General features: G+C 47.2%; 14 protein-coding genes. 9 read left to right on the forward strand and 5 right to left on the reverse strand.

Going from position 1 to position 17,396, the window contains the following annotated elements:
* Positions 1-260 precede the first annotated feature (260 nt).
* Genes FXV75_RS10365 through FXV75_RS10390 form a run of 6 tightly spaced genes read left to right on the forward strand, consistent with a single transcriptional unit; the run spans position 261 to position 6,692 of the window.
* Complete coding sequence (locus FXV75_RS10365; RefSeq protein ID WP_148833164.1) at positions 261-1,790, forward strand: ABC transporter substrate-binding protein; 1,530 nt, start codon at positions 261-263, stop codon at positions 1,788-1,790.
* 38 nt (positions 1,791-1,828) lie between these two features.
* Complete coding sequence (locus FXV75_RS10370; RefSeq protein WP_148833166.1) at positions 1,829-2,809, forward strand: ABC transporter permease; 981 nt, start codon at positions 1,829-1,831, stop codon at positions 2,807-2,809.
* Positions 2,806-3,744 carry an ABC transporter permease gene (locus FXV75_RS10375; protein ID WP_148833168.1) on the forward strand — a complete coding sequence of 313 codons (939 nt, stop codon included), beginning with the start codon at positions 2,806-2,808 and terminating at the stop codon, positions 3,742-3,744. Before FXV75_RS10370 ends, FXV75_RS10375 begins: the two co-directional genes overlap by 4 nt.
* A 1-nt stretch (position 3,745) precedes the next feature.
* Positions 3,746-4,750, forward strand: a complete 1,005-nt coding sequence (locus tag FXV75_RS10380) for an ABC transporter ATP-binding protein (protein WP_148833170.1) — start codon at positions 3,746-3,748, stop codon at positions 4,748-4,750.
* Positions 4,747-5,763 carry an ABC transporter ATP-binding protein gene (locus FXV75_RS10385; RefSeq protein ID WP_148833172.1) on the forward strand — a complete coding sequence of 339 codons (1,017 nt, stop codon included), beginning with the start codon at positions 4,747-4,749 and terminating at the stop codon, positions 5,761-5,763. The genes FXV75_RS10380 and FXV75_RS10385 overlap by 4 nt, the downstream gene beginning before the upstream one ends.
* Positions 5,754-6,692 carry a LysR family transcriptional regulator gene (locus FXV75_RS10390; protein WP_148833174.1) on the forward strand — a complete coding sequence of 313 codons (939 nt, stop codon included), beginning with the start codon at positions 5,754-5,756 and terminating at the stop codon, positions 6,690-6,692. The genes FXV75_RS10385 and FXV75_RS10390 overlap by 10 nt, the downstream gene beginning before the upstream one ends.
* A 10-nt stretch (positions 6,693-6,702) precedes the next feature.
* Here the strand turns inward: FXV75_RS10390 and FXV75_RS10395 are convergent, their stop codons facing one another.
* Entirely contained in the window at positions 6,703-8,967 is a 2,265-nt protein-coding gene (locus tag FXV75_RS10395) for an EAL domain-containing protein (protein WP_222863121.1), read from the reverse strand.
* Positions 8,968-9,222: 255 nt separating this feature from the next.
* Between FXV75_RS10395 and dbpA the strand changes: the two genes are divergently transcribed.
* The 3 genes from dbpA to guaD all read left to right on the forward strand — a co-directional run bounded on the left by dbpA (position 9,223) and on the right by guaD (position 12,416).
* The gene (gene dbpA / locus FXV75_RS10400; RefSeq protein WP_148833178.1) at positions 9,223-10,605 is read left to right on the forward strand and encodes an ATP-dependent RNA helicase DbpA; all 1,383 of its coding nucleotides are present in this window, start codon (positions 9,223-9,225) and stop codon (positions 10,603-10,605) included.
* Between the two features lie 15 nt (positions 10,606-10,620).
* Complete coding sequence (locus tag FXV75_RS10405) at positions 10,621-11,007, forward strand: hypothetical protein (protein ID WP_148833180.1); 387 nt, start codon at positions 10,621-10,623, stop codon at positions 11,005-11,007.
* 107 nt (positions 11,008-11,114) lie between these two features.
* Positions 11,115-12,416, forward strand: a complete 1,302-nt coding sequence (gene guaD / locus FXV75_RS10410) for a guanine deaminase (protein ID WP_148833182.1) — start codon at positions 11,115-11,117, stop codon at positions 12,414-12,416.
* A gap of 105 nt (positions 12,417-12,521) precedes the next feature.
* Here the strand turns inward: guaD and FXV75_RS10415 are convergent, their stop codons facing one another.
* The 4 genes from FXV75_RS10415 to FXV75_RS10430 all read right to left on the reverse strand — a co-directional run bounded on the left by FXV75_RS10415 (position 12,522) and on the right by FXV75_RS10430 (position 17,395).
* Positions 12,522-13,025, reverse strand: a complete 504-nt coding sequence (locus tag FXV75_RS10415) for a hypothetical protein (protein WP_148833184.1) — start codon at positions 13,023-13,025, stop codon at positions 12,522-12,524.
* Positions 13,026-13,090: 65 nt separating this feature from the next.
* Positions 13,091-13,906, reverse strand: a complete 816-nt coding sequence (locus FXV75_RS10420) for a hypothetical protein (RefSeq protein WP_148833186.1) — start codon at positions 13,904-13,906, stop codon at positions 13,091-13,093.
* A 34-nt stretch (positions 13,907-13,940) separates the two neighbouring features.
* Positions 13,941-16,052 carry an HlyD family efflux transporter periplasmic adaptor subunit gene (locus tag FXV75_RS10425; protein ID WP_148833188.1) on the reverse strand — a complete coding sequence of 704 codons (2,112 nt, stop codon included), beginning with the start codon at positions 16,050-16,052 and terminating at the stop codon, positions 13,941-13,943.
* A gap of 5 nt (positions 16,053-16,057) precedes the next feature.
* Complete coding sequence (locus FXV75_RS10430) at positions 16,058-17,395, reverse strand: efflux RND transporter periplasmic adaptor subunit (RefSeq protein ID WP_148833190.1); 1,338 nt, start codon at positions 17,393-17,395, stop codon at positions 16,058-16,060.
* Position 17,396 lies beyond the last annotated feature (1 nt).

Raw genomic sequence — 17,396 nt, forward strand, 5'->3', positions numbered from 1 at the left:
TACTGGTTGACCTGTTAGCCAAGGCTGTGTGTGGCCTTGGCTTTTTTCGTTTCATCTGAGATCAAGCGAGAACAGAACGCTTTTCGAAACCCGCCATCTTATCTTTTTAGCCCTACGCTTTTTTAACCCGACACTTCAATGATAATCCATTAAAATTCGCTCATGCTTAATTAAGCATATTTTTAGTGTCTTTTTGGTATTTATTTGCAAAAATGCAACATCGACTTTATGGTCAAGATTCAAAAAATGAGACCAAAACAATGAGAATACCGGTTATCATCGCTTGTTGCTTAGGACTTTTTTTCTGCCAAATAACCCGAGCCACCACATTGAACATGGCCTTTGATGCCGATCCTGTATCACTTGACCCTCATGAACAGCTTTCTGAAGGTACGTTGCAGTTTTCACATTTGGTGTTTGATCCGCTATTGCGGTGGAACCAAAACAGGCAATTTGAAGCCCGTCTTGCTACACACTGGGAACGCATAAACTCTCACACTACGCGCTTTCACCTGCGTAAAGACGTTGTATTTCGGACTGGCCACCCGTTTTCGGCCAAAGACGTCGTGTACACGATTGAACGACTGAAAACCTCACCGGATTTTCGGGCCATGTTTGATACCGTGGATTCCGTCGTGAAAATAGACGATTACACTGTGGATGTTCACACCACCTACACCAATCCTCTAATCTTGAACATAATGACCTATGTCTTCCCGATGGATAGAGTGTTTTACCAAAACCAAGATCAAATCGTAAAATATGGGGAAACGTTTGCGTCCCGTCATGTGTCGGGAACAGGGCCTTTTGTACTAAAAAACAGAGAGCTTGGCAGCCGAATGACGCTAGAGCGCAACCCAAATTACTGGGATACCGAAAGCCCGGGCAATGTCGACCAGATTACCATCACCCCTATAAGAGCAGACTCTACACGTCTTGCGGCGCTTTTATCCGGCGATGTGGATTTCATTTTCCCCATTTCCCCTATCGACATTGAACGCACAAAAAGTATTCCTGGCTTACAGCTGGTCACCCTACCTCATACGCGCATTTTACTGCTGCATATGAACCAAAGCCGCCGCCCCGAATTACAAGATATTCGTGTTAGAAAAGCCATTAACTTGGCCATTAACCAGTCTCTCATTGTGGAGAAAATACTCAAAGGCTACGCCACTCCAGCGGGGCAATTAAGCCCAGATCGTTTTTTAGGTCATGTTAACCAGATCAAGCCAGAGTATGATCTCAAAAAAGCGCAACAATTAATGAAGCAAGCCGGCTACGAAAAAGGCTTTCGCCTCAGTATGATGGCGCCCAACAATCGCTATATAAACGATGAAAAAGTCGCTCAAGCGATCGCCGCCATGCTATCGCGCATTAACATCACTGTAGACTTAAAAACTTTGCCCAAAGCACAGTATTTTAAAGCGTTTGATAATCGCAGCGCCGACATTATGATGATTGGATGGCAATCTGACACCATGGACTCTAATAATATTTTTGAATTTATTGTCGCCTGTCCAGACGCCCAAAGCGGTTTAGGGGCTTATAATGCCAGCGAATATTGTAACGCCAGCATTAACAGCGACATTCGCCAAGCCAATCGGGAAATGAACCCCGAAAGACGCTTGAGATTATTACAACAAATAGAACAAACACTCTATAACGATGCCGCCATTGTGCCCTTGTATTGGCAGCATTTGACCTGGGCGGCGAAAAACAAGGTTAAAATACGCGCCATTGTGAATGAACAAAACTACCCTTATTTAGGAGATCTGTTCATTGAAGAATAGTACCCACCGCCGATGACCAAGAGACGACCACTGCGACCATGTTGATTTTTTTATTTCGTCGTTTACTGCAAGCGTGCTTCGTGATGATGATCATCAGTGTGATCAGCTTTGCCGTACAAGACAAGCTCGGCGACCCAGTGCAGCAAATGGTTGGTATGACGGTATCACTCGAAGAACGTGAACAACTGCGTAACGAACTGGGCTTAAACGACAGTTTCATCAGTCAATATTGGCGCTTCGCCAAGGGCGCTGTTCGTGGTGATTTGGGCACCTCCTATTACTACAAAGAGCCTGCGCTTGACGTAATTCTCAAAAAAATGCCGGCCACCCTGGAGCTGGCTTTTTGTGCGATTATTATCATTATCGTGGTAGCAACTCCTTGTGGTGTATTAGCCGCCATTCAGCCCAAACACGTATTATCACGTTTACTGATGTTCATCAGTTCAGTTGGGCTTTCCGTGCCTATCTTCATTGTGGCTATTTTGTTGGTTTACGTGTTTGCCATTGAACTGAACATGGCACCCAGTTTTGGCCGCGGTCAAACCACTGACATCTTAGGCCTATGGCAAAGTGGTATTTTTAATAAAGACGGTTTGCAGCATTTAGTGCTACCCAGCCTGTCTCTAGCCATTGCGCTCATGCCCATTTTTGTGCGACTCATTCGTGCCGAGATGATGGAAATTTTACAATCAGAATACATACGATTCGCCTGGTCAAAAGGCTTATCGGCCCCGCGTATCTACTTTGTCCATGCACTAAAAAATACCATGCTGCCGGTAATAACCGTAGGCGGCATCCAAGCGGGCACCTTAGTGGCCTACACGATTTTGACCGAAACCATTTTTCAATGGCCAGGGATGGGGTTTTTATTTATGGACGCTGTTAGCCGCGTCGATACCCCTCTGGTATCCGCCTACTTAATTGTTGTAGGGGGCATGTTTGTGGTGACCAATACTCTGGTCGATTTGATTTACGGGCTCGTCAACCCCACCGTCCGTTTGGCGAGTCACGGCCTATGAAGTACCCCAGAAAAGAACTGATTCTTCCCGTATCGGGCAGCCGTTGGAGTCACATCGTATCGGGTTTTGTGGGTGACAAGCTCGCAATGTTGGCGCTCATTATCTTTGCTTTTTATTGTCTTATTGCTTTACTCGCGCCATTAGTCGCCCCGTTTGATATTGCTGACCCTGCGTTTATGGATCTCATCAATTCAGAAATCCCGCCACGCTGGATCAGCGGTGATGAACGATTCTTACTCGGCACCGACGCCCAAGGCCGAGATTTGTTGTCGGTTATTTTGTACGGCACTCGGCTATCATTGACCATTGGTGTTTGCGCTGTGCTCATTCAAGCTACGCTTGGCATTTGCATCGGCTTAATGGCGGGGTATTTTGGGGGAAGCATCGATAATTTTTTGATGCGTTGCGCCGATATCCAGCTGTCTTTTTCTAACATGATGGTCGCCATTATCTTCTTAGCGATTTTTCAGTCCGTGTTTGGCATGGCGTATTTTCAACAATTCGCCATGGTCATTTTAATCTTGGTAATTGGCTTAACCGAATGGCCATTGTTCGCCAGAACCATTCGTGCGTCGGTCTTGGCCGAAAAGCAAAAAGAATACGTCGACGCCGCGCGCGTCATGGGCATAGGCTCACGTCGTATTATGTTTCGCCATATTTTACCCAACACCTTGTCCCCTATTTTAGTGATTTTTACCATTCAAATTGCCAACGCCATTGTGGCCGAAGCCGCCTTGTCTTTTCTTGGTTTGGGCATGCCCGCCACAGAGCCTTCGTTGGGCGCATTGATTTCTGAGGGCTTTACCTACATGTTTGCGGGCTCTTGGTGGATTTGCGTGATTCCCAGCCTGACCTTGATCGTATTGATTCTAACGATGAATTTACTTGGCGACTGGCTGCGCGACCACCTTAACCCAAGGGCGTATAAAGACTAATATGAACCTATTAAGCGTCCGTCATTTACACGTCAATTTTCACATCAAAAAACAATCGCTGGCGGCCTTAGTCGACGTGAGCTTTACGCTCAATCGCGGTGAACGCATCGCCATTGTGGGTGAATCTGGCGCGGGGAAATCGGTGCTCGGGTTTTCCATTGTCAACTTGATCGGCAAGCCCGGTGACATCGCATCTGGCTCAATCAAACTGGATAATAAAGAGCTGACGACCATGAACGCCCGTCAGTTACAAGACGTGCGCGGCAAGCGCATTGCCATGATTTTCCAAGACCCCATGATGACGCTGAATCCGGTGTTAACCATAGGCCACCAGCTGGTTGAAACCATTCGCAGTCACACCAACATTTCGTATAAAGACGCCAAAAATATCGCCATAGAAAAACTGCACAAGGTACACATCGCGTCGCCTGAAATACGCTTTGACCAATACCCTCACGAACTGTCCGGCGGTATGAGACAGCGTGTGATCATTGCGTCGGTGTTATTACTCAATCCAGATATTATTATTATTGCCGATGAGCCCACCACTGCGCTCGATGTGACCATTCAGGCAGAAATATTACAGCTTTTGTTAGGGATTTGTCGTGACCATGGCGTCGCCTTGATTCTCATCAGCCACGACCTTGGTGTGGTGTCTAAAATCGCCGAACGCACTCTGGTAATGTACGCCGGTCAAATCGTCGAAGAAGGCCCAACACTGGAAATCATCAACGACCCACAACACCCTTACACCCAAGGCTTGCTCAATGCCTTGCCACAAATGACATTGCCCGGCCAGCGTCTCAATCAAATCAAAGGCAGCATGCCATCGTTAACCGAGCGTCCAACAGGCTGTGCGTTTCATCCACGTTGCCCCTATGCCACCGAAAAATGCCGACAAGAACGTCCTCAATTTATTTACAGCGGTGTTTCCAGTGTCGCCTGCTTTATGGTGGAAGACATGATAAATGAACTGACTAACAAGGATGATGGTGCGCTCATATGACCACTCCGCTCATTCAGATTAAAGGGCTCGAAAAGGCCTTTCGCACCCATAAAAGCTGGCTTGACCAATGGCGGTTTCACAAGGGCAAACTACGTCGAAAAAAAGACAGCGTGCATGCGTTAAACGGCATTGATTTAACGCTCTATCAAGGCGAAACCTTGTGCGTGGTGGGCGAAACAGGCTGTGGTAAATCCACGCTTGCTCGGGTCATCATGGGCTTAACTCAGCCTAGCCATGGCGAAGTTCACTATCTTGGCGATCGTATCGATCATTTAAACAACCGCCAACGCATGTTTTATCGTCGCCGTATGCAGATGGTGTTTCAAAATCCTTACGCCTCCCTAAACCCCAGAATGACCGTCTACCAAACGCTCAGCGAGCCCATTTCGTTCCATAACCCACATTTGACTTCGTCTCAAGTGGATGAAAAAATTGATGAACTATTGGAATCCGTGGGCATTTCCGCATCCAGCTCAGACCGCTACCCGCATGAATTTTCTGGCGGTCAACGACAACGCATTAGCCTAGCGCGTGCGCTGTCGGTCGAGCCGGATTTCATTGTTGCCGATGAGCCCTTGTCAGCATTGGATGTGTCGGTTCAAGCGCAAGTGCTCAATCTAATGATGGACAAACAACAAGAGCGGAATCTCAGCTATTTATTTATCACCCATGACTTAGCTGTTGTTGAACATTTTGCCACCCGCGTCGCTGTAATGTACCTGGGACGCATCTGTGAACTGGCGCCAAGAGAGACGCTGTTTAACGCGCCAAAGCACCCCTACACACGTGCTCTATTGTCGGCTATTCCAAGATTAGACAGCCACACTGCGGTGCCAATTCGACTGATCGGCGAAGTGCCTACGCCAACAGAAAAACCAACCGGCTGTGTGTTTCAAGCCCGCTGTGCGTATGCTAATCAGCGCTGCTATGAAGTATCGCCATCAATGATTCAGCAAGAAGACAGCAGCAGCGTTGCGTGCCATGCCGTTGAGGAGGGTCGTTTATGGAAATAAGATGGCTTGAAGATTTTATCGCCCTCGCGAAAACACGTCATTTCTCACGTGCGGCCGACGAACAAAATGTCACGCAACCGACCTTTAGTCGACGCATCAAGTTGCTGGAAGAGGAAATGCGCGTCACCTTGATCGATCGCAACACCCTGCCTTTATCACTGACACCCGCAGGGGAAGTCTTTTTACAAAGCGCTGAATTAATCACCCGACAACTGAGAGACACCAAAGAGCGTTGTCAGGAAATTCGCAAACAAGAAGAATCACAAATTCGCTTTGTCACCTCACAGACCCTGTTTCTTAGCGCCTATAAAGAGGTCATCGCGCCGTTTTGCGAGGGCATCGGCATGGAAATGGACATCAATATGAAATCCAGCTCCTGGCTCGGCATCGACTTTGTCAATTCGCTCATGGAGCAACAGTGTGACGTGATGTTATGTTACTGGCATCCTGCCATTAATTTTATTCGTGCCTTAGACGATGAACAATACGAGCACTTAGTCATTGCCGAAGAAACCTTGATCCCATACAGCGCGACCAACGCATCGGGAGAACCTAAATTCACCTTACCTGGCGTAAAAAGAAAGCCTTTGCCCTACCTTGGCTATTACGACAATTCGTTTTTACAACCGGTAATTCATCATCATTTACAAAGACAAAGAGACATACCACAGCTGCAAACGCTGTCTGAAAATTACCATTCCGTTAGCATCAAAGCGATGGTAAAAGAAGGCTATGGCATTGGCTGGATTCCAAAGCGCCTCATGCTCGATACGGTCAACTACGGCAAGGTCGCACAAGCAGGAGAAGAAAACTGGCATATTCCGTTGGAGATACGTCTGTACCGGTCTAAATTCAATCAAAACCCCAACCTCAACGCATTTTGGAATACCCTAAAAGACAGTATCGCCCATGAAAAGAGCCGTCAGTAAATAACCCAACTTAGCCATCCAAACCATCTTGTTCATTGAGGGTCGCTATCATGGGGTCATTAACCATAGAATGCGCCCCTAGAGCCTTACTAAAAAGGTAACCTTGGCCGATGTCGCAGCCGTATTCACGCAGCAACGCCAACTGATCAACATGACTGATGCCCTCTGCGATCACCTTTAACCCCAAACTGTGACTTAAACTGATAATCGCCTTGGTTAACGCCGCATTACTGCCCGTTTCAATGATGTCACGAATAAACACCTGATCGATTTTGACATAATCAAAGGGCAAGTCTTTCAAATAACTTAAACTGGAATACCCAGTACCAAAGTCATCAAGCGCCAGCTTTATGCCTAGGCGACTTAATTGCCCAAGTAACTGTGCGCTGCCTTCAGCGTCTTCGATTAAAATCGACTCAGTCACTTCAATTTCTAATCCGCTTGGGTCCACTTGGTAGCGATCTAATAAGACCAACAAATTGCTTAAAAAGTCGACCCTTTTAAGCTGCGCCGCAGAACAATTAATCGCCATAGGCGGCACAGTAATGCCTTGCTCTTGCCATTCGATAATGTGTTTAAACGCCTGTTCAAATACCCAATCACCCAAGGGCAAAATAATACCTGTTTGCTCGGCAATAGGCACAAACTCGGCGGGAGATACCTCACCCAACTCATCATCCGTCCACCTCAATAAAGCTTCCATTCCGACGCATCGCTCTGTGATCAAGTCTACTTTTGGCTGAAAATGCAGCTCTAAACTTTCTTCTTGTATGGCTCTGCGCAAACGTGTTTCTATCCTTACGTTACGAGCAAAACGCCGGCCCATTTCGCCATCATAAAAATGGTATGTGGCTCGTCCTGCGGTTTTAGCTTGATACACCGCCATATCGGCATTTTTGATCAAGGTCACCGCATCCAAGCCAAATTCTGGGTACACCGCCACTCCGATGGAACACCCAATGTCCAAGGTCAAACCATCCACATAATAGCTCTGACTGATTTTATAAATGACGTCTTTCGCAACACTTGCCAGCTCCGGCATAGCCTCATGATCAGTTTGCACTAGGAGAACGAGAAAGGCATCGCCACCCAAATATCCTGTAACGGTATTGTTCGGCAGTACGGACGTTAGACGCCTAGATACCTTGACCAAAAGTGCATCCCCCACCTCGTGCCCAAAGGCGTCATTAATGGTTTTGAAGTGATCCAAATCCAGAATCATCGCGGCCAGTTTTTGGCCCTCTTGTTGGCAGTATGCCAGGCACTCATTCAACTCTTGCTGAATTTGATAGCGACTTAACAGGCCCGTTAATTCGTCTACTTGAATACGCTTATTCAATGCGTCGAGCATCATCCGCGAATTCAAAGACAGCTGGCGGGTATAGGCGAACAAACAGACCGCCAACACACCAAACGCAAACGAGGGCAGCAGCACCCAAAACCAAGCTATTTGACGGTAAAGGTTAACGGCAGAACGCGTATCCACACGCCACTTTCGGCCCGCTACCGTCATATAATGCGTATCATACGGCCCATCAGACCACAGCTGAGTGTCCGTTGACGCCGAATCTTTGAATACAATAGGCGTTGTTGCAGACGTCACATCCACGAGACGATAAAGCAACGAAGGATCAACTCGCGGGGAAACCTGCTTAAGCACATCCTCTACTGTAAAGTACGCTCCCGCTAACCCATAGAAACCAATGCTGTCTGTGGTTTTATGCGCTCGTGCCTCTAATGACAAATACACCGGCGCTCTTAAAACAAAGGTATCCGCGATGGCGTCGGCGTCCTTTGTAAAAAGCGATTGAGTGGGCTCCGATAGCATTAAAGAAAGTGAGTTCCGGGCAAGAAGTACCGCTTGGCTGTGGCGATAATCCGAGGAGAGAATGTCGTATCCGAACGTGATTTTATCAGGGTACGCCAGCACCAATGGCAAATATTCAGCGCGCTCGCCAGAAGGATAAATAGAAAAGTTACGATGGCCTAAATCGTCGCTACGATGATGTTCATAGACTTGCTTATTAACCGCGGGAACGTATTGAGCAAAATACACACTCAGGCCCGGGGCCGTTGTTACACCTTGTATAAAATTGGTGAAGTGGCTCGGCGTCACTTCTTTTTCAGCGGTTTCGATCAGTGACACCACCGCCAACAATTCTGTTTTGTATTGCATTAACGCATCGTTTAATTGTTCAGTAAAATAGGCGCCCGATGCACGCCATTCCTGGTAAAGCTGTTTTTGCATCGCCACATAAAGAGCCGCACTCGTCACAAAACCAAACACCAACACAACGCAGAAAACATGGTAATGCGATCTTGACTGAGTGCTATGGCTTTTTAGAGAAATCATCATTTACCTATGGTAGATTTTCATTATTAAACGCGTTATTTGAGCCTATTGCAGTTTTCTAAGCGTTACTTTACCTAAAATCGACCAGATCAACACGGACTAAATCACGAAGAAAAGTATTTATGCGCATTTTCTGATATCCTTCGCCCATTCTTTACTCCATCAAACAGGCCTCTTGTGACCCAATTTCATCACCCACTAAACACGCTTCTTCCGCCAAAACTGACCACGCTACTTTCCGACATGGGCTTCACCACATTTACGCCCATTCAAGAGCAGAGCTTACCGGCGATGATTGACGGCAAAGACATCCTGGCTCAGGCGCAAACCGGCAGCGGTAAAACCTTAGCGTTCGCGATCGCATTGTTGTTAAAAATCAACCCTCGTTTTTTTGGGGTCCAATCTCTGGTCATGTGCCCAACCCGCGAATTGGCGGATCAAGTCTCCAAAGAAATTCGTAAAGTCGCACGTTACCAAGACAACATCAAAGTGCTCAGCTTGTGTGGCGGCATGCCATTTGGGCCGCAAATCGGCTCTTTGGAACACGGCGCGCACATCGTAGTCGGTACGCCTGGTCGCTTAATGGAACACCTGCGCAAAGGGACTTTAAAGCTGAATGCACTCAACACGCTAGTGCTCGACGAAGCCGACCGCATGCTCGACATGGGCTTTGTAGACAGCATTCGCGAAGTCGTGGAGCTCACCCCAAGCCATCGTCAAACCTTACTGTTTTCTGCCACTTACGGCGATGGCATTGAAGCAATCAGCGGGGAGTTTCAAAACAACCCAGTCAGCATCAAAGTTGAAGCACAAGAAGACTTAAAGCCTAACATCGAGCAATTTTTTGTACGCAGCGAAAACAAAGACAAATGCGAAACCTTATTGGCCACGTTGCAACATTTTGAGCCTCGCCAAGCGATTGTTTTTTGCAATACTAAAGCCGAATGTCAGGTGGTTGCAGACTGGTTAGCCGAACACAAAGTGGCCGCACAAGCCATTCACGGTGATTTAGAACAACGCCAACGGGATCAAGTTTTGGTGCGTTTTAGCAACCAAAGCAGCTGTGTGTTAGTCGCCACCGACGTCGCCGCTCGTGGTATCGACGTAAAAGAAATTGACCTAGTCGTGAACTACGACACCACCCGCGACACCGACGTGCATACCCACCGTATTGGTCGAACTGGGCGTGCCGGCGCGGCTGGCATCGCCGTTAACCTAGTTACCTCAAAAGACGACTATAAAGTGCGTGACATAGAAACGCGCTTTGCTATTGAAGCGAATTACCTAGAGCTCGACGAATTAGACCTGCACTATCGTTTGATTCCACAAAAAACCACCCTCTTGTTTGATGCTGGTCGAAAGAACAAACTGCGCCCTGGTGACATTCTTGGCGCGCTCACGGCAGGCTTGGGCCTAGAAAAATCTCAGGTGGGTAAAATTGATATTTTTGATTTTCATGCTTATGTGTCGATCGACAACGCCGTTGCGAAAAACGTCGTCAAAGAATTTGAAAACAAAAAAATCAAAGGCCGAAATATTCGCGCCCGTATTCTACGATAACGGCTCCGTACGACAATGACAAAACAGCAGATACTTTCTTGGGTCATTTCTCCGACAGCACAAACTGTCGGCTTTGTGCTGGGTGGCTTGATCATCGGCTGGTCAACCCTCACACCAGCCGAATTTTTACCGGCGGCACCGGGCAGCGACAAGCTTCATCATGTGGTGGGATTTGGTGGCTGGGCGCTGATGTGCGCTTTTGGCCCCATAAAGCGCTTTATGTTCATGGCGCTCGCGGTGATCGTTTGCGGCGGACTGATCGAGTTAATACAACCTTATGTCAACCGCTATGGGGAATGGTTCGATTTCTACGCCGACGCCGCAGGGGTGCTTTTAGCCGTTGCCTTACGACTCACTGTCGGGCGTTCAGTGGTTCGCGTTTTAATTCAAAAAAGCCGCTAATCCAAAGCACCGTCTTAATGAAAGCGGTGAACAGACCTGATAAAGTGTAACTCATTGGTCAAGTATCCACTTTTCATTCCAAGTAAGACAACTGCGAAGAGAGCCTTATGAGCCCATTAAAAGCCTGGCGAGCCGCCATCGTACACTGCCTTGACGACCCAAAAGTCGTGGGTATTCACGCCGCTTATGACTACTTTGAAGATGGCCTACTCGTCGTTCAAAACGATAAAATCGTTGCACTTGGCCATGCCAAGGAGCTACTGGCTAGCCTGCCAGCCGATACCATTATAGAGCATCACCCAGATGCCATTATCGCACCGGGCTTTGTGGACACTCATATTCATTACCCGCAAACGGATATGATCGGCTCTTACGGCGAACAGCTACTAACATGGCTAAACACCTACACCTTTCCTGAAGAACGTAAATTCAGCGACAAAGCACACGCCCGTGACGTCGCAGACCGCTTCCTCAGAGAATTATTACGCAACGGCACCACCACCGCCTTAGTGTTCGGCACGGTCCATAAAGTCTCGGTTGAAGCATTTTTTGAAGCCAGTGAAGTACACAATCTGCGCATGATTTGCGGCAAAGTCATGATGGATCGCAACGCACCAGAGTACTTAACCGACACACCAGAAACCAGTTACCAAGAAAGCAAAGAACTCATCGATACTTGGCACAACAAAGGCCGCTTGCATTACGCCATAACGCCACGCTTTGCTCCCACCAGCTCCGACTCACAGCTGGCACTGGCAGGCAAGCTACTGAACGAATACGACGATGTCTATATGCACACTCACTTGTCTGAAAACAAAGACGAATGCGCTTGGGTGCAAGACCTCTTCCCCGCCAGCAAAGATTATTTAGATGTGTACGATCAGCATCAATTACTCAGCGAACGGTCGGTTTTTGCTCACGGCATTCACTTGTGCGACAGCGAATACCATCGTTTACATGAAACCGGCTCGGCCATTGCGTTTTGCCCAACGTCTAATCTGTTCATCGGCAGCGGCTTATTTAAACTCAGCAAAGCGGAAGAATACAAGGTAAACGTAGGGTTAGGAACCGACGTGGGTGGTGGCACCAGCTTCTCCATGCTGCAAACCATGAACGAAGCCTACAAGGTGATCCAGCTGCAAAATGAAAACCTCAGCCCCATTAAATCCTTGTATTTATCGACGCTTGGCGGCGCTAAAGCGCTAAAATTAGAGGACAAAATAGGCAACCTCGCCGTAGGAACCGAGGCCGACTTTGTGATCCTCGACAAAAAAGCCACACCGCTTTTGACCTCGCGCTTAGCGTTATCAAAAAGCATTGAAGAAAGTTTGTTCGTCTTCATGACACTCGGCGACGACCGAGCGATTCAAGCGACCTACGCCGCGGGACAATGTGTGCATCAAAGATAAGCACGCGGCGACATTAACGAAGTAAAACGGCGGCGTTACTGAGCCACTGTTTTACTTTCATGGGCGCTCATTAAACTTAGAAAAACTCACAAAACTGAGAAAAATTTAAGGGTACAACCTCACAATCCCGCTTTTACCTTCCCGATCGCCTAATATCCACACTTTTTCAAATGCATGCGGCTCAGGTACAGTAATCCGATGCTCCAACGCTTTAATATCTTCCTGGCGCCAAGCAGGATGGGTATTGCGGATCACCAACCACACTCGTTTTGACTCGTAATGCTTACGGGCTTTGTTTTCTAAGATGCGATTCAACGCCCGCAACAAGCGCTCATCAGCTGGCTCACTTTTTAACACCTGCAGCACTTGACGAGTCGTAGGGCTTAAATCACGTCCTAAAATTTCCATCGCTTCCTCTTCTGAACCGTACAAATGCGCGATTTCCAAATCCAACCGTTCGCCTTCCAACATACAAGACACATCAGGGCGAATCGGATCATTATGCCAAATATGTCGGATCGCCTTGCCCGTATTACTTTCGTAACACCGCATAAACAACCTAGCCGCTTCATGCTCTAAAAGCACTTTTTCTTTTTCACTCTTATGCAAAATGGCCTCCCGTCGCCGCCATCAAAACAACATAAGACACAGTTAAAGCACAGAAACATTAAAATTCACACACTTTTTGGCAAGGCTAAAAAAGCCTGTACTATTTCATTACGAAACGCTGTCTGCAAATGCCGTTGCTCAGTACGAAATTGTTGGCAATATTCCACAGGACAGCCTTGGGCGTGTAACATAACATTGTGGTCTATTTTTGATAGGGCATACTGCCAGTTATTCTTAATCACGTGAGGCGGGCTCGACAACTCAGACAAAATACATTCAGAATGAGAAAAGGCGCTGCTGGTCGCGACTGACAGCATGTCGTCACTGGCTTCCCCCATCCAACTCACGCCATTTTTGCGCACATAAATCAAAGGTAAAAATGGCGCTAAAGCGGGGCAAATATCATTACGATAGACATCGACATGCCAATATAACCTGGCTATTTGAACAAACTGCTCAAAGTTCACAATACGACTAAAACCAGACTGAGCTAAAGGCAGCACTTCAATTCTAGGTTTGTTTGGGTTGACCGTATCGTTAGAGACATCAAGATACCACCCTTCCAACAGTAGGGCATTTTGAAAGTACTGATCTCTCAACGACCCCCACGCTTTTGTAAGCGTACCGCCTTTCGATAACGCTTCATGTAACAAAATTAATCCTGGAGTAGCCGGTTGTTTTAATCTTTCCTGTAAAAGCACAAAAACGGCATCGCGAATTTCTTTGCAACGACCTAATGGATAAGGCTTACCTTCAATGAAGAACGGGAACTTAGGTATCAACTCTATATCGGCTAATAAACGAAGGTGAGCTAACTCTTTAACCACCACGGCTACGTCTTCTTGAGACCAAGCAATTTCAACAATGTGCTCTGTTTGCATAAAAAACTCATTTTAATTCAATACTATAAGCAACCTAGAAGCCAGACTCTCGAATAAACACGCCATAAATACGTCTCAGCCCATCACCTAAAAAACTATGAGGCTCTACAGTAAGATTCACTTTACCAAATTGCTGACGCATCATAGGCGCCGCGCCAACTAACGATAACTGTACTTCATACGTGGCCTCCTCTGGAATTAACTGATCATCCATCATTTGAGTCGAGATGGCACCACCGTATGTGGAACCCAGCCCAGTGTAATGCAGACGTTTTATGGCGGTTGGCAACACTTTTTCAACGGCCAGCTGGACCGGGAAGGCGACACCATCATTGCTTATAAAACGGACGGGGAGCTGTGTTTGCAGCCGCGCTAACACATGACCACTGACATAGGCTTTCACTACACCACTTTGATCATCATATAAGGTCGCTAAAGGCGACCTTGCCTTCACGTAATCACCTTTAGACAGCGACAACCATTCCCCAATATAACCATCATAAGGCGCTTTAATGGCGAGCCGCTCCCGACGATCCAGTAACGACTGTAAGCGCGACTGCTCCCGAGACAGCTGCGATTGCAACGTCGACAGCGTCATCAAATCGATGGCGCCAGCACTGACTCTTTGCCAACGAGTCGCAAGAGAATCTAAGCTAGCTTGGGTGAGTTCAATCTCTTGCTCAACTTCGGGGGACTCCAACAGCACCAATAACTGACCTTTTTTCACCCTCTCATTGGCCACCATATTCCAAGCAACCACTCGGCTCGACTCACTCGGGTACAAAACCTGATAACGCTCAAAAGTGGCCACAGCAGGGGCGCTAATATGATTTTTCCATGGCACCACCAACACCGCCAAACCCACAACCAACAACAGCAAACTGGTAACACTGACCCGATTCAAGGACATTTTTTTTCTTAACCCCAACCAAACCTTCATTTCTTTTGCGATAGGCAAAACCACAAACCAAATAATTTCCACTAAAAACAATACAATGCCCAATAACTTGAAAGCAAAGTAGTACACCAACGCGGCGATGCCTAAAAATAAAAAAAACCGATAAACCCAAGTACTCCAAGCATAAGCCACCATCAGCCAGCATTTCTTACGATTCAATGGCTCAGGCGGTAAAAAACCAAAACCAAATAATCGCTCACGCAGAAACCACTTTCCAACTAAAAAAGACCGTGGCTGTAAGTTTTCCATCCCCAAAAAATCTGACAGCGCGTAATAACCATCAAAACGCATAAAAGGACTGGTATTAATCAACAAAGAAGAAATCCAACTGGTCGTCGCCACAAAAAACAACACACTTCTAAATCCGCCATCCGGCACAATGCTCCACAAAAAAGTGGCTACACAGGCGATGTAAATTTCTACTTTTACACCCGCGGTGACAATGCTTAGTCGCTGAAAACGCGAACGCAAACGCCACGCATCTGTCGTGTCGGTATACAAAATGGGCGTCATTAACAAAAATGCCACGCCCATAGAGCTTACTCGACACCCATAACGCTTAGCAGCAAACGCATGACCTAATTCATGGGCGGTTTTCACCAACACCAAAGCGGCAATATAATAACCAATCACCGAAAAACTGAACAAATCTTGAAACGTATGGGTGAAGGTGTCCCATTGCCTTAACACCATAATCAAACCCACAGCCCCCAATAGTAAGGCCACACGATCTAAGCGCCAATTGAATAGCCGTTTTATAAAAGGGTAAATACGGTTTAGCCATAAATCGGGACGCACCAGTGGAATTTTAATGAACAAATAATTGTGTAACAGCCACATTAACAGGTGTTTTTTACTCTGACTGACTTCATTGCTCAAGCGCGCTATGTCGGTGTCTGCCTGACTTTCGACAAGATGATTTTTTTCCAAAAAGCGCAAAAAATACTCAAGCTCAGTGTGATCAATCTCGACCCCACGGACTTCTAGTCGAGACAAAAAGGCGGCAGGATCGTCCCCATAGCGCCATTCACGAAACAAATAAAAAGCACTGCGAGAGAGGTAAAAAAACGCATTCTTGACTGGATCAAAAAGCTGCCAGCGCGGCTCCCCATCTTCATCCGGGGATGCGGGCAATAGGGTCAAATTTTGCCTAAGTTTAGGTAAGGTCGCCGCACTTTTCTCTCCCATCACAGCTATAAACCCAAACGCTGACGAACAAAAGTAATAGGGCGACGCAACAAATAGTACGCCAAAGAAACCTCCTCTCCATACAGTTTCGCGGTGCCCCGTAAACCAATCCGAGGCGCGGCTGTGCCTGGTTCAATGTCCGCAACAATACGATACGCCACGACTTGATCTGGGGTTAAGCTGGGTTCGAATGAAGAATAGTTCACCCGAAAAATGAGAGGATTAAGTGGGTCAATATCAAGGTAAAAAGTCACCTCATTACCCTGTTGCAAGGAAATGGCATCGGCCACTGGCAACATAATTTGCAATTGCACATTACTGGGATCGGCAATGGATAAAATACGCTCACCCACCACAACAGGCCGTCCTTTCCATTGCTCTGGGTCTTCAATGATCGCCACACCGGCTTTTTGTGCGAGAATCTGCGTCTGAGACAACTTAACGTTTAAGTAATCACGATCAAGGGTTTTTAATTCGACTTGTGAAGCAAGTTCAGCCAACTCAGATTTTTTTCGACGATCGACATAACCTGCCTGCTCAGCGGTTCTTAACTCTGCTTGGGTTCTTTCTAACTCACGCTGAGCCACATCATAGGCTCCTTGAAACTCGGTTTTATCCATGATCACCAAGGGCTGATTCATAGCCACAAGATCACCAGGCTTAACCAGGACGTCACTCACAGCCCCAGCGATGGCAGAGGTTACCAAAACAGAGTCTTTAGCGAGAATGTCCGCCGGCGCCAACACCGATAAACGCACCGGAACAAACGCCAACAGCACAAGCGTAGTCACAGTGGCCCATTGCAGCTTTTTACTGACCACACGACGCCACCACGCCTTCACCCCAGTACGACGATAAAATAATGGCAAAGCATGCCCGTAAGTGGACGCCAAATGCTGCAACAAACCTTTATCTTTATCGGACCAAGGGGCTGACTTTGCCAATATCATCACCCCAACCCGTTGATTGGGTTTAGACGGGATCAACAAAGGCAACCAAAGCATACTAGCCGGAGAAAACTCTTTAAGGTCTTGTGATAAAGACACAGGCCAAGCGCTTGTGTCCATCACATGGGCTGTTGCGCTTAACTCACTGGCATTGACATGACTGGCCACCTTTTCAAGCCAAGCACCGAACGGCGTGGTTCTATCCACCAAGGCAATATCACTCACCGCCGACAGCTTCAACTTTTCCAATTCGTTACCCGCTAAGTATACGGCTTGATCATACGTAACCAAGGTTCTCGTCATGTTTACCATAACAAAACCTAGGTCTGTTGCGCTTTCACAACACCGGACCTGTTGCTCAATTTTGAGCAACTGTGAGATAGCTTGATCAGACATA

This window comes from Marinomonas sp. IMCC 4694 (assembly GCF_008122525.1).
Lineage (GTDB): Bacteria > Pseudomonadota > Gammaproteobacteria > Pseudomonadales > Marinomonadaceae > Marinomonas.